A 19,437-nucleotide genomic window follows, 5' to 3' on the forward strand; every position below is an offset into this window, starting at 1 on the left:
GCAACAGCCGCCGGCGCCTGTCTGGCGGCGGGGGCGGCGAAAACGGCGCGGATGCCCGATCCGGCCTTCGCCTTTTGCTACAATCGCCGCCATGAGTTATCAAGTTCTAGCGCGCAAATGGCGCCCCAGGGATTTCACCACGCTGGTCGGCCAGGAGCACGTGGTCCGCGCGCTCACGCACGCGCTGGAACAGCAGCGGCTGCACCACGCCTACCTGTTCACCGGCACGCGCGGCGTCGGCAAGACCACGCTTTCCCGGATCCTGGCCAAGGCCCTCAACTGCACCGGCCCTGACGGCAACGGCGGCATCACCGCCCAGCCGTGCGGCCAGTGCAAGGCGTGCATGGAGATCGACAGCGGGCGCTTCGTCGATTACATCGAGATGGACGCGGCGTCCAACCGCGGCGTCGACGAGATGGCGCAACTGCTGGACAAGGCGGTCTACGCCCCGACGGTCGGGCGCTTCAAGGTCTACATGATCGACGAAGTGCACATGCTGACCAACCACGCCTTCAACGCCATGTTAAAGACGCTGGAAGAGCCGCCCGGGCACGTCAAGTTCATCCTGGCCACGACCGATCCCCAGAAGATTCCGGTCACGGTGCTGTCACGCTGCCTGCAGTTCAACCTCAAGCAGATGCCGCCGGGGCATATTGTTTCCCATCTGGACAACATCCTCGGGCAGGAAGGCATCAGCCATGACGGCAGCGCGCTGCGCCTGCTGGCCCAGGCCGCGCATGGTTCGATGCGCGATGCGCTGTCGCTGACCGACCAGGCCATCGCCTACAGCGCCGGGCAGGTGTCCGAGGACGCCGTGCGCGGCATGCTGGGGGCTATCGACCAGAGCTACCTCGTGCAACTGCTGGACGCGCTGGCCGCCGAAGATGGCGCCAGCATGCTCGGTATCGCCGATGCCATGGCTGACCGCAGCCTGTCGTTTGCCGGCGCGCTGCAGGACCTTGGCTCGCTGCTGCACAAGATCGCGCTGGCGCAAGCCGTGCCTGCGTCGGTGCAGGACGAATGGCCCGAGGCAGACGAGGTGCGTCGCCTGGCGGGCACCTTCGATGCGCAGGAAGTCCAGCTGTTCTACCAGATTGCCAACCTCGGCCGCAGCGAGCTGGCGCTCGCGCCGGACGAGTACGCCGGCTTTACGATGACGTTGCTGCGCATGCTGGCCTTCCGGCCGTCGGCCAGCCCGGCGCCCGTGAGCGGGCAGGGCGGTGGCGGCCAGCAGGTCCAGCGGACGCGTCCGGCCGCTGCGCCGTCCGCACCGCCGTCACGCATGGCCGCGGCACCGATGGCGACGGCAACCGCGCCCGCGTCGGCTCCTGTATTGGCGGCAGCCGCACCGGCGCCTGTGAAACCCGTCGTCGCGGCGCCGGCTCAGGCCGTCCGACCGGAATCCATTGCGCCCGTCGCACGTGCCGCCGAGTCAGTCGAACCGGCTGAGCCGGTTGAGTCGCCGGTATCGGCGTCAGCCCCGGCAGCATCGCAGCCCAACCCGGCATCCGCATCCGCTTCCGAATCGACGTCGGTCGCGCCGGCGCCGGCCGTGGGCAACGAATCAATGTCTCCGGCCCGTGCCGCGCTGGCGGCCGCACGACAAGCCTCCGCGGGGCGTGGTGGTGCCGGCCGTCCGATGAGCCCACCGCTCGCCGGCGCATCGGCTGCGGCCGCCGCCGCGAGCGCGCGGCCCGCCGCCCAGCCGCTGCGCCCGCCTTCGGCCACGCGCCCGGCCACGACCGCGAGCCCGGTGCCGGCGGCGTCCCAGCCTGCTGCGAAGCCCGCGATGCAGGCGCCATCCCAGCGTCCCACCCTGGCACCATCGCCAGCCAGCCAGCCGACCCAGCCTGACCCGGCCGCGCGTGCGCGCCAGCCGGAAGCCAAGGCGGCGGCCCCATGGGAAGCCGCTGGTGGCAGCGACGTGCCGCCGTGGGAAGAATTGCCGCCGGACTTGCCGGTCATCGGCCCGTATGACAGTGATCCCGGCTACGACCCGAGCTTCGGGGGCTTCGACAACGGCTTTGAGCCGGAGTCCGCAAGCTTCGACCGTGCCCCGCGCGCGAACCGGCCTGACGCGCCGTCGCAACCGGCGCGTCAGGCGGAGCCCACTCCCGCCGTGGCCGCAGCGCCCTCCACGCCTTTGGCGCCTGCCGTGCCGCCTGTGGCACCGAGCGCGGCCGATGATGGCACGCCGCCCGTATTCACCGACGACTGGCCCACGCTGGCCGCCGGCCTGCCGCTGAAGGGGCTGGCCCAGCAGCTGGCGTTCCAGAGCGAACTGCACCGCGTGGTCGGCCGCACGCTGCACTTGCGCGTGCCGGTAGCGGCGATTGCCGAAAACGCTGTCGCCGAACGGCTGCAGGCGGCGCTGACCGAGAAATTCGGCGCCGAGGTCCGCGTGCAATGCGAGGTCGGCGCGGTCACGCACACCGCTGCGGCCGTCGATGCCGCGGCGCGCGCCGAACGCCAGCGCGAGGCGGAAGCGACGATCGACGGCGACCCATTTGTGCAAGGCTTGCTGCGCGAGTTTGGCGGGCAGATCGTTCCCGGATCCATCCAGCCCCGCGCGGCCTGAATTCCAGAGGCGGCCCGCCCCCCGGGCCACCCGCACCCATCCACACGTATCCAGGAGTATTCCCATGATGAAAGGTCAATTGGCCGGGCTGATGAAGCAAGCCCAGCAGATGCAGGAAAACATGAAGAAGATGCAGGAGCAACTGGCACAGATCGAGGTCGAGGGCCAGTCCGGCGCCGGTCTCGTGAAGGTGCTCATGACCTGCAAGAACGACGTCAAGCGCGTCACCATCGACCCCAGCCTGCTGGCCGATGACAAGGACCTGCTGGAAGACCTGGTCGCCGCCGCGTTCAACGACGCCGTGCGCAAGGCCGAGGCCACCACGCAGGAGAAGATGGGCTCGATGACGTCCGGCCTGCCGCTGCCCCCGGGCTTCAAGCTGCCGTTCTGATTGCCGTTCCGATGACGCATCGATCCGAGGCGGTGATCCGATGAAAGCGGCGCCGCCCACCTCGCTGCAGGCGCTGATCGAGGCGCTCAAGGTGCTGCCCGGCGTGGGGCCGAAGTCCGCCCAGCGCATGGCCTATCACCTGCTGCAGCACGACCGCGACGGCGCACGCAAGCTGGGCGATGCGCTGCGCGGTGCCGCCGATGGCATTCGCCATTGCGTGCGCTGCAACACCTTCACCGAGCAGGAGATTTGCGAGACGTGCCGCGACACCGGGCGCGACGCCTCGCTGCTCTGCGTGGTGGAAACGCCGGCCGACCAGGTCATGATCGAGCAGACCCTGACCTATCGCGGCCAATACTTCGTGCTGATGGGGCGGCTGTCGCCGCTGGATGGCATCGGCCCGAAGGAGATTCACCTCGACCGCCTGCTGGCACGCGCCACCGATCCCGAACTGGGCGGCCCGGTCAGCGAGGTCATCGTCGCCACCAACTTCACCAGCGAAGGCGAGGCCACCGCGCACTACGTCGGCGAAATGCTGAAGGCGCGCGGACTCAAGGTCTCGCGTCTCGCGCGTGGTGTGCCGGTGGGTGGCGAACTCGAATACGTCGATGCGGGCACCATCGCCCGCGCCGTGATGGACCGCCGAAGCCTGTAACGATGAATCTGGCGCGCTTCGATCTCGTTACGCTGGGGCTATTTGTCGCCGTGGCCCGACAGGGCAGCATCTCCGCCGGGGCGCGCCAGTCGCACCTGGCCGTGGCGGCTGCCAGCAAACGGATCTCCGACCTGGAGACCGCCGTCGGCGCGCCGCTGTTTTTCCGGCATGCGTCCGGCGTGCAGCTGACCGAGGCGGGGCAGGCGTGCTTTCACCATGCGCTGACGATCCTCCAGGACGTGGAGCGCATGGCGGGCGTGATGTCGGACTATGCGTCCGGTGTGCGCGGCCAGGTGCGCGTCTGCGCCAATACCTCGGCCATCACCCAATTCCTGCCCGACGATCTGGCGGAATTCATGCGCCAGCATCCGACCATCCGCATCGAGCTCGAAGAGCAGAACAGCAGCGACATCGTCGCCGCGCTGGTCGAGAACCGCGCCGATGTGGGCATCTTTGCCGACCGCACGCCGTGCGCCGGGCTGGTGACCGTGGAATACCGGCAGGATGAGCTGGTTATCATCACGCCGCCGGGGCATCCGCTGTCACAGCATGGGCCGGTGCGCTACGCCGATACGCTGGAGTACGACTTCGTCAGCCTGCCGCAGGTGACATCGCTGGCGGCACGGCTGCTCGAGGAAAGCAGCCGGCTGGAACGCCAGTTCCGCCTGCGCATCCAGGTGCGCAGCTTCGACGCCATGTGCCGCATGGTGATGGCCGGGCTGGGCGTGGGCGTGTTGCCGCGCATCGCCGCCGAGCCGCACGTCAAGTCGATGGGTCTCTCGCTGGTGTCGTTGCAGGATGCCTGGGCGCGCCGCACGCTGCTGATCGGCATGCGCGATCCGGCCGGCCTGACCGTGTCCGCGCGGCTGCTCATCACCCATCTCTGCGGCGACCGCGCGCCGTTCTAAGAGGTCGGCTCCAAAAGATTCTGGCGTCATTGGCGCCGTTTGGCGCACACCGGTTGTGCTGGCTGCGGCCGCCCGTCTGACCAGGACCGCCGCGCTTCGTTTGAAGCGGTCTCCTCCTCCAGGTCCCTTTTCCCTCCGTTCTTCCGTCCTGAGCAGCGTCTCCGGGTTTTCCCGCAGATGAAGCCACCCCTTCGCGTTCCGAGATAGCCCGCTTGCCGGAATGCCGATTCCGCCGCTGTGTCACGCTGGTGCACACTCCGTGAAAACACAGGCAGGTCCGCACCGACGACGCGTCGCGATGCAGGTGCCGCCGCGGATGGTCAGCTACGGAGACACCTCAAAGATGGCGCAACAGATTCTCGATGGCATTCGGGTCCTGGAACTGGGACAACTGATTGCCGGCCCCTTTGCAGCCAAGACCCTCGCCGATTTCGGCGCCCATGTGGTCAAGGTCGAGCCGCCCGGTCAGGGCGACCCCCTGCGCAAATGGCGCATGCTGCATGAAGACACCTCGGTCTGGTGGGAAGCCCAGTCGCGCAACAAGCAGTCGATCGCGATCGACCTGCGTCAGGCGGAAGGCCAGGCGCTGGTGCGCAAGCTGGCTAGCGAGGCCGACGTGCTGATTGAGAACTTCCGCCCAGGCACGATGGAGAAATGGGGGCTTGGCTGGGATGTGCTGCACGCGGCCAACCCGAAGCTGATCATGGTCCGCGTGTCGGGCTACGGCCAGACCGGTCCTCGCAAGGACGAGCCCGGCTTTGCCGCTGTGGCCGAGGCGATGAGCGGCCTGCGCCACCTGACCGGGGAGCCCGGCCGCCCGCCGGTGCGCGCCGGCTTGTCGCTCGGCGACACCATCGCCGGCCTGCACGGAGCGCTGGGCGTGCTGCTGGCCCTGTACGAGCGCGATGCGCGTGGCGGGGAAGGACAGGTCATCGACGTGGCGCTGTATGAGTCGCTGTTCAACCTCAGCGAAAGCCTGCTGCCCGAATACTCGGCCTTCGGCGCCGTGCGCCAGCCGGCTGGCGGCGCGCTGCCGGGGATCGCCCCGTCCAACGCCTATCCCTGCGGTTGTGGCGATTACGTGCTGATCGCCGCCAATGGCGATGCGATCTTCCGCCGCCTGATGGCCGCGTTAGGGCGCAGCGACCTGGGCGAGGATCCGGCGCTGGCCCGTAACGATGGCCGGGTCAAGCGTGTGGATGAGATCGACGCGGCCATCGCCGCCTGGACAAAGACGCAAACCGTGGAGTCGGCGCTGGCCGTGCTGCGCGAAGCCGACGTGCCGTCGGGCCGCATCTATACCGTCAAGGACATCGCCGAGGACCCGCATTACCGGGCACGCGGCGTCATCGAGACCGTGACGTCGGCCAAGGGCTTGAGCGTGGAAGTGCCGGGCATCATCCCGAAACTCTCCACCAACCCTGGTGCCATCCATGACCGCGCGCCCACGCTGGGCGAGCACACCGATACCGTGCTGGCGGATGCCGGCTTCGACGCGGCGGCGATTGCCGACCTGCGTGCCCGTGGAGTCATCGCATGAGTGTTCAATCCTATTCGCTGGCCGGTCCGGCAAAGATCGAGATCAACGAAGTCGCGCCGCGCGACGGGCTGCAGATCGAACCCGTGGTGGTGCCCACCGAAGGCAAGGTCGCGTTCGTCAATGCGCTGGCGCACTGCGGCTTTGCCCGTATCGAGGCGACTTCGTTTACGTCGGCGCGCGCCATTCCCGCATTGGCCGACGCCGAGGCCGTGATGCACCAGATCGAGCGCGTGCCCGGCGTGCGCTATACGGTGCTGGTGCCAAACCTGCGCGGCCTGGAGCGCGCGCTGTCGTGCCATCCCGATGAAGTCAACCTGGTGATGTCGTCCAGCGAGACGCACAACCGCGCCAACCTGCGCATGACGCGAGAGCAGTCGCAGGCGCAGTTGCTGGCGATGATCGACGAAGCCGGCAAGGCCGGCGTACCGGTGAACGTGTCGCTGTCGACGGTCTTCGGCTGCCCGTTCGAAGGCGAGGTGAGCGAGGCCGACGTGATGGCGCTGGCGAAGCGCTTTGCGGACGCCGGCGCGGCGGGCATCACGCTGTGCGATACCACCGGCATGGCGTACCCGAACCAGGTGGCCGCGCTGTGCGAGACCTTCCAGCGCGCGCTGCCGCAGACGGGCCTGACCATCCATCTCCACAACACGCGCGGCATGGGCCTGGCCAACGCCATGGCGGCATGGCAGACCGGCGTGACGCGCTTCGACGCCGCCGCCGGCGGGCTGGGCGGCTGCCCGTACGCCCCCGGCGCGAGCGGTAACGTGAGCACCGAGGAGCTCGTCCACATGTTCGCGTCGATGGGCGTGGACACCGGCGTGGACCTGAAAGGCTTGCTCGACGTCGTTGGCAGCCTGCCGGCACTGGTCGAGCGCGAGATTTCCAGCCAGTTGCTGCGCGCCGGCCCGCGCCTGCGCACACACCAGCCACCCGGTTGGATGGCCGAGCACTTTGCGGGGCATTGACCTGCCGCCGCGCCAACGATTCTCTATAAAACAATCGGAGACAAGCATGACCCACAAGATCCTCAGCGCCAGCGCGATGCTGGCCGCCGCCGGCATGGTGCTGGCACCCGTCGCCCACGCCCAGGACGGCTCCTATCCGAATCGGCCGGTCATGCTGGTGGTGTCCGCCGCCGCCGGCGGCACGACCGACCTGGCGGCGCGCATGATTTCCGAGCCGCTGTCCAAGGCGCTCGGCCAGTCCGTGGTGGTGGACAACCGCCCGGGCGGCAACGGCACCATTGCCGCGCAGGTCGTCCAGCGCGCCAAGCCAGACGGCTACACGCTGATGGTCCAGTACTCGGGCTACCACGTCATCACGCCGTTGCTGACCAAGGTGTCGTGGGATCCGGTGAAGGACTTCGCGCCCGTGGCCAACATCCTGTCGGCGCCGCAGGTGCTGGTGGTGCGACCGACGCTGCCGGTGAAATCGCTTAAGGAACTGGTGGCGTACGCCAAGGCCAATCCGAACAAGCTGAACTACGCTTCGTCGGGCAACGGGTCCCTGCAGCACGTCTCGACCGAACTGCTCAACCAGATGGCCGGCATCCAGATCACGCACGTGCCATACAAGGGCACTGGCCCGGCCATGACCGACCTGCTGGGCGGCAATGTGGACCTGACCATCACCACGCCGCCCCCGCTGATGGGCCATATCGCCGCTGGCAAGCTGCGTCCGCTGGTGGTGACCAGCAAAACGCGCCTGCCGAGCCTGAAGGACGTGCCGAGCGCGCCGGAAGCCGGCTACCCTGACCTGGACGTATCGTCGTGGTTCGCCATGTACGCGCCGGCCGGCACGCCCAAGCCCATCATCGACAAGCTGACCGCCGAGATCGACAAGATCATGAAGACCGAAGCCTTCCGCAAGAAGGCCGAGGAATTGGGTGCCGAGGCCCGCTACATGAATCCGCAGCAGCTCGACCAATACCAGCGCACCGAGCTGGTCCGCTGGGGCAAGGTCATCAAATCGGCAGACATCCACGCCGAGTAAGCGCGCGGCGGGCGATATCGCCGCAGACATTGGCAAGCTGTTCGAAAGGGTGGGCGCGTAAGCTGTGCGCCGCTGCGATTGTCCGCATCAGAGGCTAGGTGTTCCTCCCGATGCGGACCCGGCATGCGTCCGGTAGCATCGCAATTTGCCGCACGGCGGCGCGCCCCCTTGTGGACAGAGCCCGGGACGCCCGACCGCCCCCAGTCAAAAAAGGTAGGAGAACAATATGTATAACAAGACTTTCTGGAAACAGCTGCTGATTGCGCTGGCACTGTTCCTGGCCGGATGGTTCACCTTCGGCCCTGCCCAGGCACAGGGCAAGCTGGAGAAGACCAAGGTCACCATTGCCGTCGGGGGCAAGAACCTCTTCTATTACCTGCCGCTGACCATCGCCGAGCGCCTGGGCTACTTCAAGGAAGAAGGGCTGGACGTCGAGATCGTCGACTTTGCCGGCGGCGCCAAGGCGCTGCAGGCCGTGGTGGGCGGCAGCGCCGACGTGGTGTCGGGCGCCTACGAGCACACGCTCAACCTCCAGGCCAAGGGCCAGCAATACCAGGAATTCGTGCTGCAGGGCCGTGCCCCGCAGATCGTGCTGGTGGTTTCCAACAAGACCATGCCCAACTTCAAGTCGATTGCCGACCTGAAGGGCAAGAAGATCGGCGTCACCGCGCCGGGGTCGTCCACCAACATGATGGCCAACTTCGTGCTGGCCAAGTCCGGCCTGAAGCCGTCGGACGTGTCGTTCATCGGTGTTGGCGCCAGCGCCGGAGCGGTGGCGGCAATGCGCTCGGGCCAGATCGACGCCATGGCCAACCTCGACCCCGTGATCTCGATGCTGACGCAGAAGAACGAGGTGAAGATCGCCTCGGACACGCGCACGCTCAAGGAAACCCAGGAAGTGTTTGGCGGCAACATGCCGTCGGGCTGCCTGTACGCGTCGGTGTCGTTCATCCAGCAGAACCCCAACACCACGCAGGCGATGACCAACGCGATGGTGCGCGCGCTGAAGTGGCTGCAGAAGGCGGGCCCGTCGGATATCGTCAAGACCGTGCCGGAAAGCTACCTGCTGGGTGACCGCGCGCTCTACCTGGCCGCGTGGGACAAGGTCAAGGAAGCGATCTCGCCGGACGGCGTGATGCCGGCCGATGGCCCGCGCACGGCGCTGAACACGCTGCAGCAGTTCGACGCCGAGTTGAAGGGCAAGCCGATCAAGCTGGAGACGACGTTCACCAACGCCTTCGTCCAGAAGGCCAACGCCAAGTACAAGTAACGCATCCGGTATCGGACATGTCACCCACCGCCCGCCGCGCGACCCCGTCCGGCGGGCGTATGTTTTCTCCCTGCGAGTCATGAGCACGCCTGCACTTTCCCTCGATAACGTTACCTGCACCTTCGTGTCGCGCGAGGATCGCACCCAGCGCTACACCGCCGTGCGCGATGTCACGCTGTCGATCCAGCCCGGTGAATTCGTCTCCGTCGTCGGCCCCACGGGCTGCGGCAAGTCCACGTTGCTGAATGTGGGCGCCGGCCTGCTGGAGCCCTCCACCGGCACCGTGCGCGTGTTCGGCGAGCCGCTCAAGGGCATCAACGCGCGCGCCGGCTACATGTTCCAGGCCGAGGCGCTGATGCCGTGGCGCAGCGCGCTCGACAATGTGATCGCCGGGCTGATCTTCCGTGGCGTATCGCGCGACGAGGCCGTGAGCCAGGGCGAGGAATGGCTGCGCCGCGTGGGCCTGGGCGGGTTTGGCGATCGCTATCCGCATCAGCTCTCGGGCGGCATGCGCAAGCGCGTGAGCCTGGCGCAGACGCTGGTGCTGGACCCGGACATCATCCTGATGGACGAGCCGTTCTCCGCGCTGGACATCCAGACGCGCCAGCTGATGGAAAACGAGGTGCTGGACCTCTGGGCCGCCAAGCGCAAGGCGGTGCTGTTCATCACGCACGACCTGGACGAAGCCATCGCGATGAGCGATCGCGTGGTGGTGCTTTCCGCCGGTCCGGGCACGCATCCGATCGGCGAGTTCGTCATCGACCTGCCGCGTCCGCGCGATGTGGCCGAGATTCGCAATCATGCGCGCTTCGTGGAACTGCACGCCGCGATTTGGGACGTGCTGCGCGAGGAAGTGCTGAAGGGCTACGCGCAGCAGCGCAAGGTGGCCTGAGCCCACAAGAACAACGACAAGACAACGATATGGCTTTCCGTCCCGATTCCAATGGCATGCTGCGCGTCTGGCAGGTGCTGGTCCTGGTGGTGATTCTTTCCGTGTGGCACATGGCCACGCGCTCGCAGCAGGTGGCTTTCTTCTTTGGCGAGCCGCTGATGGTGGCGCAGCGCATCTGGAGCTGGTTCATCGTCGAGCGCGATATCTACATCCACCTGGGCGTGACGCTCATCGAAACGGTGCTGGCATTCGGCATCGGCACGGTGGCGGGGCTGGGCGTGGGGTTGTGGCTGGCGTTGAGCCCGTTCACCTCCGCGGTGCTCGATCCCTACGTGAAGGCAGCCAACTCGATGCCGCGCGTGATCCTGGCGCCGATCTTTGCGGTCTGGTTCGGGCTGGGCATCTGGTCGAAGGTGGCGCTGGCCGTGACGCTGGTGTTCTTCATCGTCTTCTTCAACGTCTATCAGGGTGTGAAGGAAGTGAGTCCCGTGGTGCTGGCCAATGCGCGCATGCTGGGTGCCAACAAGCAACAGTTGCTGCGCCACGTGTACCTGCCGAGCGCGACGAGCTGGGTGTTTTCGTCGCTGCATACGTCGGTGGGCCTGGCCTTCGTCGGCGCGGTGGTCGGGGAGTATCTGGGTTCCGCGCGCGGCGTGGGCTACCTGATCCTGCAGGCCGAGGGCACGTTCGACATCAACACCGTGTTCGCAGGCATCGTGGTGCTGACGGCGTTTGCGCTGGTGCTCGACTGGATGGTGACGGTCGGCGAGAAGCGCCTGATGAAATGGCAGCCGCAGTCGGGCGAGACGGAGAAGCTCTGAGGGAGCGGCGCTGAAGGAAGGGCGCTGATGGAAGGCTAGAACCTGGGGCGGCGGGGCCGGGCCAGGAAAAAGGGGCGTCGGCACCAGGCCGCGCCCCTTTGCTGTTTGTGCCGGGCAGGACTACGGCACGATCACGATCTTGCCAGTCACCTTGCGCGCTTCCATGTCCTTCAGCGCCTGTGGCGCCTGGTCCAGCGGATAGCGTGCGGAGATGTGCGGGCGGATCTTGCCTTCCTTCATCCAGCCGAGCATCTGTGCCATGTTGGCCTGGTTCGCGCGCGGTTCACGGCGTGCGAAGTCGCCCCAGAAAACACCCACCAGCGAAGCGCCCTTGAGCAAGGCCAGGTTCAGCGGCAGCCTGGGGATTTCGCCATTCGCAAAACCCACCACCAGGTAGCGACCGCGCCAGCCGATCGAGCGGAACGCCGGCTCGGCGTAGATGCCGCCCACCGGGTCATAGATGACGTCCGGGCCCTTGCCGTCAGTCAATGCCTTCACGCGCTCACGCAGGTCCTCGGTGCTGTAGTTGATCAGCGCATCGGCGCCATGCTCCTTGCAGACCGCCAGCTTTTCATCGGTGGACGCCGCGGCGATCACGCGCGCGCCGATCGCCTTGCCGATCTCGATGGCCGCCAGCCCCACGCCACCGGCTGCGCCCAGCACCAGCATCGTTTCCCCCGCCTTCAGTTCGCCACGGTCGACCACGGCGTGATGGGAGGTGCCATAAGTCAGCGTAAAGGCGGCAGCTACATCGAAATCGATGCCGGGCGGCATCGGCACGACGGCACTCGCCGGCGCCTTGGCCTGCGTGGCGAACGCGCCATTGCCCAGGTAGGCGATGACCTTGTCGCCCGGCTTGACGTGCGTGACGCCCGCGCCGACCGCATTGACCACGCCGGCCAGTTCGGATCCCGGCGAGAAGGGCAGTGCCGGCTTGGCCTGGTATTTGTTCTGGATGATGAGGACGTCGGGGAAATTGACCCCGGCCGCCTTGACGTCGATGACGACCTCGCCATCGCCCGGCACGAGGTCAGGCAGTGTCTCTAGGGAGAGGGAATCGGGCGGGCCCCAGGCTTTGCACAGTACGGCTTTCATCTTGTCTCCGGTCATGGTGTTGTCATGCGCTGACGCGCAGGCTCAGGCAAGTGTAGCCGAAAAAAGCACGGTCGTTCTGTTCGGGCGTGCGTGTGACTTTGCCCGATGTCGATGGCGGCGTGGGGGAGTCGAAAGCTCGCCGCAAGGTCATTGTGGCAAACCGCATCCGCGCTGACACAATCTGCCCTGTTTTGCGCGTTTGCGGGGCTGTTTTGGTGCCGCGAGCGGCGCCTCGCTCAGGTACAATCGCGGCCATGCATATCCTTCTCGCCAACGATGACGGCTATCTCGCGCCGGGACTTGCCGTTCTGCATGCCGCGCTCGCCCCGCTTGCGCGCGTGACGGTGATCGCGCCGGAACAGAATCATAGTGGTGCATCGAATTCGCTGACGTTGCAGCGTCCGTTGTCTGTCTTCGAGGCGCGCGAAGGCGTGCAGAAGGGTTTCCGTTTCATCAACGGCACGCCGACCGACTGCGTGCACGTGGCGCTGACCGGCCTGCTGGAAGATCGCCCGGACCTCGTTGTGTCCGGCATCAACCAGGGTCAGAACATGGGCGAGGACGTGCTGTACTCGGGCACCGTCGCCGCGGCCATCGAAGGCTATCTGTTCGGCATTCCGTCGCTTGCGTTCTCCCAGGTCGACAAGGGTTGGGAGCATCTCGACGCTGCCGCGCGCGTGGCGCGCGAGATCGTGGAGCGCGTGATTGCCCGCCCGCCCACCGAGCCGTTCCTGCTTAACGTCAACATCCCGAATCTCCCGTACGAGCACATCCTCGGCCAGCGTGCCACGCGTCTTGGCAAGCGCCATCCGTCGCAGCCGGTCATCACACAGGTGAATCCGCGTGGCGACACCAACTATTGGATCGGCCCTGCCGGCGATGCGCGCGATGCCAGCGAAGGCACCGATTTCCACGCGACCGCCAATGGCTACGTCTCGCTGACGCCGCTGCAGCTGGACCTGACCCATCGCGGGCAGCTCGAACAACTCGGACAGTGGCTGGGGTAGGCGTGTTGCAGGCGCCCACGTCACGATCTTCCTGTCTGGATCGCCGCGCGGCGTTACGCGCGCGCGTCTGCACGCCGGTCTTGCCGACATGAGTTCCCCTCCGCGCCGACCTCGCTTTCCGCTGCCGCTCGATGCGGTGGTGGAGCGCAAACCCGCACCTGCCCGCACCGCTGGCCTGCCTGCGGTGGGCAGCCAGCGCGCCGCCGCGCCTGCTCCCGCCACGGCCAAGCCGCGCAAGCCCGCGGCACCGCCCGCGTCGCCTCCTGTGCCGGGCAGCGCCGTGGAGGCGCGGGCCTCGGCCGCGACGGCCGGCGGTGGCGGGATGGCCTCCGATCGCGCGCGCGCCGCATTGGCGGCACGGCTGCGTGCCGGCGGCATCCGCGATGAGCGCGTGCTGAGCGCCATCGGCACGGTGCCGCGCCACTTGTTCATGGAACCCGGCCTGGCATCGCAGGCATACGAAGACGCCGCATTGCCGATTGGCCACCAGCAGACCATTTCCAAGCCCTCGGTGGTGGCGCGCATGATCGAGCTGCTGCGCGACGGTCTGACGCCAGACCAGCCGCTCGCGCGCGTGCTGGAAATCGGTACAGGTTGCGGCTACCAGGCCGCGGTACTGAGCCTGGTGGCGCAGGAAGTGTTCTCTATCGAGCGGATCCGTCCGCTACACGAACAAGCCAAGGCGAACCTGCGGCCCCTGCGCGTGCCCAATATCCGCCTGCACTATGGCGACGGCATGCTCGGCCTGCCGCAGGCGGCGCCATTTTCCGCCATCATCCTGGCCGCCGCGGGCATGGAAGTGCCCGAGGCCCTGCTGGAACAGCTGGCCGTCGGCGGGCGACTGATCGCCCCGGTGGTAGCCCCCAACTCTGGCGGACCGGGTCAGACCGTGACCCAGCAACTTCTGCTCATCGAGCGCCTCAATCGGCATCGTTTTCACCGAACCGCGCTTGAAGCCGTTTTCTTTGTGCCCTTAAAATCGGGCACCATCTGAGTCGAACTATGCACACCATCGTGAAATCGGAACATTTCGCACGCGTCGGACAGCTTTTCGCCGTGACCGCGCTGGCCGCAATTCTCGCCGCCTGCGCCAACTCCCCCATGCCGGCCCCGGTTGTGGATCGGACGTCCACGTCAGGTGGCCAGGCCGCCGCGTCGACCGAACCCGCGCCGCCCGGCTACTATCGGGTCAAGCGAGGCGATACGCTTTACCGTATCGCACTGGAAAACGGCCAGTCGTATCGTGACGTTGCCGGCTGGAACAATATTGCCAACGCCAACCAGATCGAAGTGGGGCAATTGCTGCGCGTGGTGCCGCCCAGCGCCGACGTGAATGCCGCGCCGGGTGTGGCCACGGTGCCGGTGGCGCCGGGCACGGTGCAGTCGCAGCCGATCGATGCGGCCCGCCCGGTGGGCGCGCCGATGACAGCCTCGGTGCCGCCGGCGACGCAGGCCGGCGCCGCTTCCGCACCGGCCACGGCGACGCCCCCGGCGTCCGCCGCTGCCGCGCCCGCCGCGGACATCCACCTGGCCTGGCCGGCCTCTGGCCAACTGGTTGGAAAGTTTGATGACAAAGGAAACAAAGGCATCGACATCGCGGGTAAAAAAGGTGACTCGGTGATGGCTGCCGACGAGGGTAGGGTGATTCACGTAGGCCCCTTGCGCGGCTACGGGAATCTTGTCATCATCAAACACAACGATACATACCTCACCGCGTACGGTTACAACGACAAGGTGGTGGTGGCAGAGCAATCGACGGTCCGCAAGGGCCAGAAGATTGCCGAAATGGGTAACAGTGATACTGACAGGGTCAAGCTGCACTTTGAGGTTCGCAAGAACGGAAAACCGGTCGATCCGATGCGGTATCTGCCGCCACAGTGAGGTTTCATGCCACGCCAGAAAACTGTCTCATCCGGAGTTGTCAGCAGGACCCGTCGTCCCAAGCAGCCGGTAGGAAAGGCTGGCGTAGCAAAAGCTGACGATGCTGTCGACGCAGGGATCTTCACCGAGGATCCCGCGTCCGACATGGTGCCGGCCACGGACGAGCCGATCACTGCCGTGTCGCGCGCCGGTTTGCGCGAAGCCGACCTGGCTGTCGACGACAACGATCGCGACGACGAAGACGACGAGTCCGAGGACGACGAGGAAGAGAACGGTGCCGAGGCTGCGCCCGAGCACGACGACTTCCGGACCGTGTTGCACACGGAACTGGCTGCAGACACCGTCCAGCACTATCTCAACCGCATCAGCATCAAGCCGCTGCTCTCGGCACCCGAGGAACTGCATTTCTCCACGCTGGCCAAGGGCGGGGATTTCTCCGCGCGCCAGGTGATGATCGAGCGCAACCTGCGCCTCGTGGTCAGTATCGCTAAGGGATACCTGAACCGCGGTGTGCCATTGCTCGACCTGATCGAGGAAGGCAACCTTGGCCTGATGCATGCGATCGAGAAATTCGACCCGTCGCGCGGTTTTCGTTTCTCTACCTATGCCACCTGGTGGATCCGCCAGAGCATCGAGCGCGCGATCATGAACCAGGCCCGCACCGTGCGCTTGCCGGTGCACGTGATCCGCGAACTCAACCAGGTCCTGCGTGCCAAGCGCCACCTCGAAAAGGGTGGCACGGACGGCCGCGACGCCAGCCTCGAGGACATCGCCCACCTGCTCGGCAAGACGCCGGACGAGGTGCAGGACGTGCTGGCACTCAATGAACACACCACCTCGCTCGATACGCCGTTTGATCTTGACCCGGGTTCCAGCCTGCTCGATTTCCTGTCCGATGAGCACAACGCCGCGCCTGACCAGGAAGTGGCTCACCGCGAGTTGGAAAACCTAATGAAGCTCTGGCTGGCGCGCCTGTCGGAAAAGCATCGCTACGTTGTGGAACGACGCTTCGGCCTCAACCATATCGAGCCGGCCACGCTGGAAGAGCTGGCCGAGGAGATGGGTCTCACGCGTGAACGTGTGCGCCAGATCCAGCAGGAAGCACTCGTCAAGCTCAAGCGGCATTTCGCCTCGCAAGGTGTACGCAAGGACGCCGTTTTATGACCCCTGTGCTGGTATTCGACATCGAGACGATTCCCGATGTCGCCGGCCTGCGCCGTTTGCATGACCACCCCGTATCGATGAGCGACGCTGACGTCGCCGAGCATGCGTTTGCCGCCCGCCGGGAGAAGACCGGCTCGGACTTCCTGCCGCATCACCTGCAGCGCGTGGCCGCGATTTCCTGCGTGCTGCGCCGCACGCAGCGCGACGGCTCGGCGGTGTTCCACGTGGGATCGCTGGGCACCCCGGAAGACGGCGAGGCCACGCTGATCCAGAAGTTCTATGAACTGATCGCGCGCTACAGCCCGCAGCTGGTGTCGTGGAACGGTGGTGGCTTCGACCTGCCCGTGCTGCACTATCGCGGCCTGATCAACGGCGTGGCCGCGCCGCGCTACTGGGAAATGGGCGAGGGCCGCGACGACGACAGCCGCGACTTCAAGTGGAACAACTACATCAGCCGCTATCACATGCGGCATCTGGACCTGATGGACCTGCTGGCGATGTACCAGCCACGGGCCAGCGCGCCGCTCGATGACCTGGCCAAGCTCTGCGGCTTTCCGGGCAAGATGGGCATGGACGGCAGCAAGGTCTGGCAGGCTTACCAGGAAGGCCAGCTGGGCGCGATCCGCGACTATTGCGAGACCGATGTCGTCAATACATACCTGATGTATTGCCGTTTCCAGCTGATGCGTGGCGGCCTGACGCCGCGCGAATTCGACATGGAAATGGCGCTCGTGCAGGAGTCGCTGGCAGAGTTACCCGGCACGCAGTGGATGGAATATCTGCGCGCGTTTCAGTTGCAGCCGATGAGCCCTGAGAGCGAAGACGAATCGTTCTAACCGGGCTGGTCGGGTTCAGAGATCCACCGTCAGGTGGATCGGCTGGTGGTCGGACGCATCCGTGTCGCCATTGACCTCGCAGCGCCGCACCCTTCCGAGCAGGTTCTCCGTGACGAAGACGAAGTCGCACGCAAACGGCGGCTCCTTCCATTGCGCCTTGTCGTAGAGCGCACAGGTCGGCGCGTGCGGCTGACCCGGATGTCGATGCACCCATGCGTCGCGCCAGTTCGGCGTGGTGTCCGCATAAGGCGCGAGCATGCGCTGGTAGGCGACGTCGTCCGGCTTGCTGTTGAAGTCACCGCAGAGAATGGCTTCCGCGGGGCGCGGTTCGGGCGTGAACGGCCCCGGCCTGTTTTCCGAACGGCCCGGGCGACGGGCATGGTCGCACGCCTGCACGTGCCAGTCCCGCAGGGCTTCGGCTTGCGCCGTACGCTGGGTTTGCGAGTAGTACTCCAGGTGCGTGCAAACGATGCGCAACGGATTCGTGCCGATCTGCACCGTCACTTCCAGTGCCACGCGGGGCATGGATGCCACGTCGGGGTCGGCCGGCCAGGGCAGCGCATGGCGGAAAATCTCATGCACGGGGAGCCGCGTGGCCACCACGTTGCCGAACTGTCGATGGCTGCCATCACCGCCTGTGCGGTCCACGCCGGGCGCGAACAGCACGCGATAGCCGGGCAGCAGGGCCGTGAGCTCCGCGATCTGGTCGCGATTGGGGTTGCCGGGCATGTCGGTGAACCCGCGGGTCACTTCCTGCAGGCACAGCACATCGGCATCGGCCATGTTGCGCAGTGTGTCGATGGTGCGCGCAAGGTCCACCTTGCCATCCGCGCCACGTCCCCACTGGATATTCCACGAGATCAATTCCATCGCTATCCCTCCGAGCGCCGCCCGGCGCCGTGACTGGACTACAATCGCGCTTTCGCAAAACAATACGTCAGGTCCCACTGGTGTCTCAAGCCGTGTCCTCCCAGCTCCACAAAGCGGCGCCGTCAGGTGCTGAACCCGCCGCATCCGTCGCCAACGCGAACCCCTCGACGGATCCCGTCGTCACGATCGACAGCCTCGACATGGAGGCGCGCGGCGTGGGTCGCCTGGCCAACGAAGACGGTACGCCGGGCAAGGTGATATTCGTCGAGGGTGCATTGCCGGGCGAGACCGTCAGCTACCGCAGTTTTCGCCGCAAGCCGAGCTACGAGCAGGCGCAACTGGTGGAGGTGAAGCAGGCGTCGGTGATGCGTGTGGATCCGGGTTGCCAGCACTTCGGCGTTTGTGGCGGCTGCTCCATGCAGCACCTGGATGCCCGTGCCCAGCTTGCCATCAAGCAACGTGTGCTGGAAGACAACCTCTGGCACCTTTCGAAGGTGCGGCCGGACGTGGTATTTCGGCCGATCGCCGGACCGGACTGGGGCTACCGGTATCGCGCGCGATTGACCGTGCGGTACGTCGCCAAGAAGGGTGGGGTGCTGGTGGGTTTTCACGAGCGCAAGAGCAGCTACGTGGCCGACATGACGCGCTGCGAGATACTGCCGCCGCATGTGTCGGCGATGCTGGTGCCGCTTCGCGAGCTGGTGTCGGGGCTGTCCATTCGCGAGCGCATGCCGCAGATCGAGCTGGCCGTCGGCCACGAGGTCACGGCGCTGGTGCTGCGGATCCTGGAGCCGCTGACCGACGCAGACAAAGACCTGCTGCGCGCGTTTGCCGATCGGCACAACGTGCAGTTCTGGCTGCAGCCCAAGGGCCCGGACACGGTCTATCCGTTCTACCCGGCCGACCAGGAACTGGCCTACACGCTGCCGGAGTTCAGCATCCGCATGCCGTTCAAGCCGACGGACTTCACGCAGGTCAACCACCAGATCAACCGCGTGCTGATCGGGCGCGCATTGCGCCTTCTGGACCCGCAGCCGACCGATCGTTTGCTCGACCTGTTCTGCGGCATCGGCAACTTCACGCTGCCGCTAGCCACGCAGGGCACTTCGGTGATGGGGATTGAAGGCAGCGAGGCGCTGACGACGCGTGCGCTGGCCAATGCCGAATACAACGGGCTGGCGGGCAAGACCTCGTTTGCCTGTCGCAACCTGTTCGAGGTGACGGCCGAGGAAATCGCCGCACTGGGCCGCTTCGACCGCTGGCTGGTGGATCCGCCGCGTGAAGGCGCGCTGGCTGTCTGCAAGGCGTTGGGCGAACTGCACCAGGCTGGCAGCGACGTGCTGCCGAAGCGTATCGTCTACGTGTCATGCAGCCCGGCGACGCTTGCGCGCGACGCTGGCCTGCTGGTTCACGAGGCTGGCTATCGCCTGGCCGGCGCGGGTGTGGTCAACATGTTCCCGCACACGTCGCATGTGGAGTCGATCGCGGTGTTCGAGCGCGACTGATGCCTGGCGGGTGCCTATGAAAAAAGCCGGCC

18 protein-coding genes are annotated in these 19,437 nt (G+C 66.3%); 16 read left to right on the forward strand and 2 right to left on the reverse strand.

Annotated features, from left to right (window positions below; genetic code table 11):
• Positions 1–91: 91 nt before the first annotated feature.
• The 10 genes from AC1DOX_RS05730 (at position 92) to AC1DOX_RS05775 (ending at position 11,047) form a co-directional block, all read left to right on the forward strand.
• Positions 92–2,578, forward strand: a complete 2,487-nt coding sequence (locus AC1DOX_RS05730; protein WP_477112326.1) for a DNA polymerase III subunit gamma/tau — start codon at positions 92–94, stop codon at positions 2,576–2,578.
• A 64-nt stretch (positions 2,579–2,642) separates the two neighbouring features.
• Entirely contained in the window at positions 2,643–2,969 is a 327-nt protein-coding gene (locus tag AC1DOX_RS05735) for a YbaB/EbfC family nucleoid-associated protein (protein WP_092134301.1), read from the forward strand.
• A gap of 40 nt (positions 2,970–3,009) precedes the next feature.
• Positions 3,010–3,624 carry a recombination mediator RecR gene (gene recR, locus AC1DOX_RS05740; RefSeq protein WP_092134299.1) on the forward strand — a complete coding sequence of 205 codons (615 nt, stop codon included), beginning with the start codon at positions 3,010–3,012 and terminating at the stop codon, positions 3,622–3,624.
• 2 nt (positions 3,625–3,626) lie between these two features.
• Positions 3,627–4,532: a LysR family transcriptional regulator gene (locus tag AC1DOX_RS05745; RefSeq protein ID WP_092134297.1), complete on the forward strand. Its 906-nt coding sequence runs from the start codon at positions 3,627–3,629 to the stop codon at positions 4,530–4,532.
• Positions 4,533–4,875: 343 nt separating this feature from the next.
• On the forward strand, positions 4,876–6,072 hold the full coding sequence (locus AC1DOX_RS05750; RefSeq protein WP_176860859.1) for a CaiB/BaiF CoA transferase family protein: 1,197 nt from the start codon (positions 4,876–4,878) through the stop codon (positions 6,070–6,072).
• On the forward strand, positions 6,069–7,037 hold the full coding sequence (locus AC1DOX_RS05755) for a hydroxymethylglutaryl-CoA lyase (protein WP_441624541.1): 969 nt from the start codon (positions 6,069–6,071) through the stop codon (positions 7,035–7,037). The genes AC1DOX_RS05750 and AC1DOX_RS05755 overlap by 4 nt, the downstream gene beginning before the upstream one ends.
• Before the next feature lie 46 nt (positions 7,038–7,083).
• Positions 7,084–8,064 carry a Bug family tripartite tricarboxylate transporter substrate binding protein gene (locus AC1DOX_RS05760; RefSeq protein WP_441624542.1) on the forward strand — a complete coding sequence of 327 codons (981 nt, stop codon included), beginning with the start codon at positions 7,084–7,086 and terminating at the stop codon, positions 8,062–8,064.
• Between the two features lie 226 nt (positions 8,065–8,290).
• On the forward strand, positions 8,291–9,334 hold the full coding sequence (locus tag AC1DOX_RS05765) for an ABC transporter substrate-binding protein (protein ID WP_092134291.1): 1,044 nt from the start codon (positions 8,291–8,293) through the stop codon (positions 9,332–9,334).
• A 79-nt stretch (positions 9,335–9,413) separates the two neighbouring features.
• Positions 9,414–10,226, forward strand: a complete 813-nt coding sequence (locus AC1DOX_RS05770) for an ABC transporter ATP-binding protein (protein WP_092134290.1) — start codon at positions 9,414–9,416, stop codon at positions 10,224–10,226.
• A gap of 29 nt (positions 10,227–10,255) precedes the next feature.
• Complete coding sequence (locus AC1DOX_RS05775) at positions 10,256–11,047, forward strand: ABC transporter permease (protein ID WP_092134288.1); 792 nt, start codon at positions 10,256–10,258, stop codon at positions 11,045–11,047.
• Positions 11,048–11,167: 120 nt separating this feature from the next.
• Here the strand turns inward: AC1DOX_RS05775 and AC1DOX_RS05780 are convergent, their stop codons facing one another.
• Positions 11,168–12,142 carry an NADPH:quinone oxidoreductase family protein gene (locus AC1DOX_RS05780; protein ID WP_441624543.1) on the reverse strand — a complete coding sequence of 325 codons (975 nt, stop codon included), beginning with the start codon at positions 12,140–12,142 and terminating at the stop codon, positions 11,168–11,170.
• 254 nt (positions 12,143–12,396) lie between these two features.
• Between AC1DOX_RS05780 and surE the strand changes: the two genes are divergently transcribed.
• The 5 genes from surE (at position 12,397) to AC1DOX_RS05805 (ending at position 17,030) form a co-directional block, all read left to right on the forward strand.
• Complete coding sequence (gene surE, locus AC1DOX_RS05785) at positions 12,397–13,149, forward strand: 5'/3'-nucleotidase SurE (RefSeq protein ID WP_092134285.1); 753 nt, start codon at positions 12,397–12,399, stop codon at positions 13,147–13,149.
• 88 nt (positions 13,150–13,237) lie between these two features.
• Positions 13,238–14,143, forward strand: a complete 906-nt coding sequence (locus AC1DOX_RS05790) for a protein-L-isoaspartate(D-aspartate) O-methyltransferase (protein WP_477112325.1) — start codon at positions 13,238–13,240, stop codon at positions 14,141–14,143.
• Positions 14,144–14,151: 8 nt separating this feature from the next.
• Positions 14,152–15,030 carry a peptidoglycan DD-metalloendopeptidase family protein gene (locus AC1DOX_RS05795; protein ID WP_477101243.1) on the forward strand — a complete coding sequence of 293 codons (879 nt, stop codon included), beginning with the start codon at positions 14,152–14,154 and terminating at the stop codon, positions 15,028–15,030.
• A 6-nt stretch (positions 15,031–15,036) separates the two neighbouring features.
• A complete protein-coding gene (rpoS, locus tag AC1DOX_RS05800) occupies positions 15,037–16,194 on the forward strand; it encodes an RNA polymerase sigma factor RpoS (RefSeq protein WP_092134281.1) in 1,158 nt (385 codons plus the stop codon).
• Positions 16,191–17,030, forward strand: coding sequence for a 3'-5' exonuclease (locus tag AC1DOX_RS05805; RefSeq protein WP_441621617.1), 840 nt, complete (start codon positions 16,191–16,193; stop codon positions 17,028–17,030). The genes rpoS and AC1DOX_RS05805 overlap by 4 nt, the downstream gene beginning before the upstream one ends.
• Before the next feature lie 15 nt (positions 17,031–17,045).
• Here AC1DOX_RS05805 and AC1DOX_RS05810 read toward each other — a convergent pair whose 3' ends face one another.
• Complete coding sequence (locus tag AC1DOX_RS05810; RefSeq protein ID WP_441621619.1) at positions 17,046–17,900, reverse strand: endonuclease/exonuclease/phosphatase family protein; 855 nt, start codon at positions 17,898–17,900, stop codon at positions 17,046–17,048.
• Between the two features lie 80 nt (positions 17,901–17,980).
• Between AC1DOX_RS05810 and rlmD the strand changes: the two genes are divergently transcribed.
• Positions 17,981–19,405 (forward strand): 23S rRNA (uracil(1939)-C(5))-methyltransferase RlmD, encoded by a 1,425-nt coding sequence (gene rlmD, locus AC1DOX_RS05815; RefSeq protein WP_441621621.1) that lies wholly within the window; start codon positions 17,981–17,983, stop codon positions 19,403–19,405.
• Positions 19,406–19,437 lie beyond the last annotated feature (32 nt).

The organism is Cupriavidus sp. 01L415 (assembly GCF_056400065.1).

What these genes read in the sequence shown, in the direction of transcription:
- surE (WP_092134285.1), top strand. Translation starts at nt 12,397, where the DNA reads ATGCATATCCTTCTCGCCAACGATGACGGCTATCTCGCGCCGGGACTT.
- rpoS (WP_092134281.1), top strand. Translation starts at nt 15,037, where the DNA reads ATGCCACGCCAGAAAACTGTCTCATCCGGAGTTGTCAGCAGGACCCGT.
- AC1DOX_RS05755 (WP_441624541.1), top strand. Translation starts at nt 6,069, where the DNA reads ATGAGTGTTCAATCCTATTCGCTGGCCGGTCCGGCAAAGATCGAGATC.
- recR (WP_092134299.1), top strand. Translation starts at nt 3,010, where the DNA reads ATGAAAGCGGCGCCGCCCACCTCGCTGCAGGCGCTGATCGAGGCGCTC.
- AC1DOX_RS05810 (WP_441621619.1), bottom strand. Translation starts at nt 17,900, where the DNA reads ATGGAATTGATCTCGTGGAATATCCAGTGGGGACGTGGCGCGGATGGC.
- AC1DOX_RS05745 (WP_092134297.1), top strand. Translation starts at nt 3,627, where the DNA reads ATGAATCTGGCGCGCTTCGATCTCGTTACGCTGGGGCTATTTGTCGCC.
- AC1DOX_RS05780 (WP_441624543.1), bottom strand. Translation starts at nt 12,142, where the DNA reads ATGAAAGCCGTACTGTGCAAAGCCTGGGGCCCGCCCGATTCCCTCTCC.
- AC1DOX_RS05730 (WP_477112326.1), top strand. Translation starts at nt 92, where the DNA reads ATGAGTTATCAAGTTCTAGCGCGCAAATGGCGCCCCAGGGATTTCACC.
- AC1DOX_RS05790 (WP_477112325.1), top strand. Translation starts at nt 13,238, where the DNA reads ATGAGTTCCCCTCCGCGCCGACCTCGCTTTCCGCTGCCGCTCGATGCG.
- AC1DOX_RS05805 (WP_441621617.1), top strand. Translation starts at nt 16,191, where the DNA reads ATGACCCCTGTGCTGGTATTCGACATCGAGACGATTCCCGATGTCGCC.
- AC1DOX_RS05775 (WP_092134288.1), top strand. Translation starts at nt 10,256, where the DNA reads ATGGCTTTCCGTCCCGATTCCAATGGCATGCTGCGCGTCTGGCAGGTG.
- AC1DOX_RS05765 (WP_092134291.1), top strand. Translation starts at nt 8,291, where the DNA reads ATGTATAACAAGACTTTCTGGAAACAGCTGCTGATTGCGCTGGCACTG.
- AC1DOX_RS05760 (WP_441624542.1), top strand. Translation starts at nt 7,084, where the DNA reads ATGACCCACAAGATCCTCAGCGCCAGCGCGATGCTGGCCGCCGCCGGC.
- AC1DOX_RS05795 (WP_477101243.1), top strand. Translation starts at nt 14,152, where the DNA reads ATGCACACCATCGTGAAATCGGAACATTTCGCACGCGTCGGACAGCTT.
- AC1DOX_RS05735 (WP_092134301.1), top strand. Translation starts at nt 2,643, where the DNA reads ATGATGAAAGGTCAATTGGCCGGGCTGATGAAGCAAGCCCAGCAGATG.
- AC1DOX_RS05750 (WP_176860859.1), top strand. Translation starts at nt 4,876, where the DNA reads ATGGCGCAACAGATTCTCGATGGCATTCGGGTCCTGGAACTGGGACAA.
- AC1DOX_RS05770 (WP_092134290.1), top strand. Translation starts at nt 9,414, where the DNA reads ATGAGCACGCCTGCACTTTCCCTCGATAACGTTACCTGCACCTTCGTG.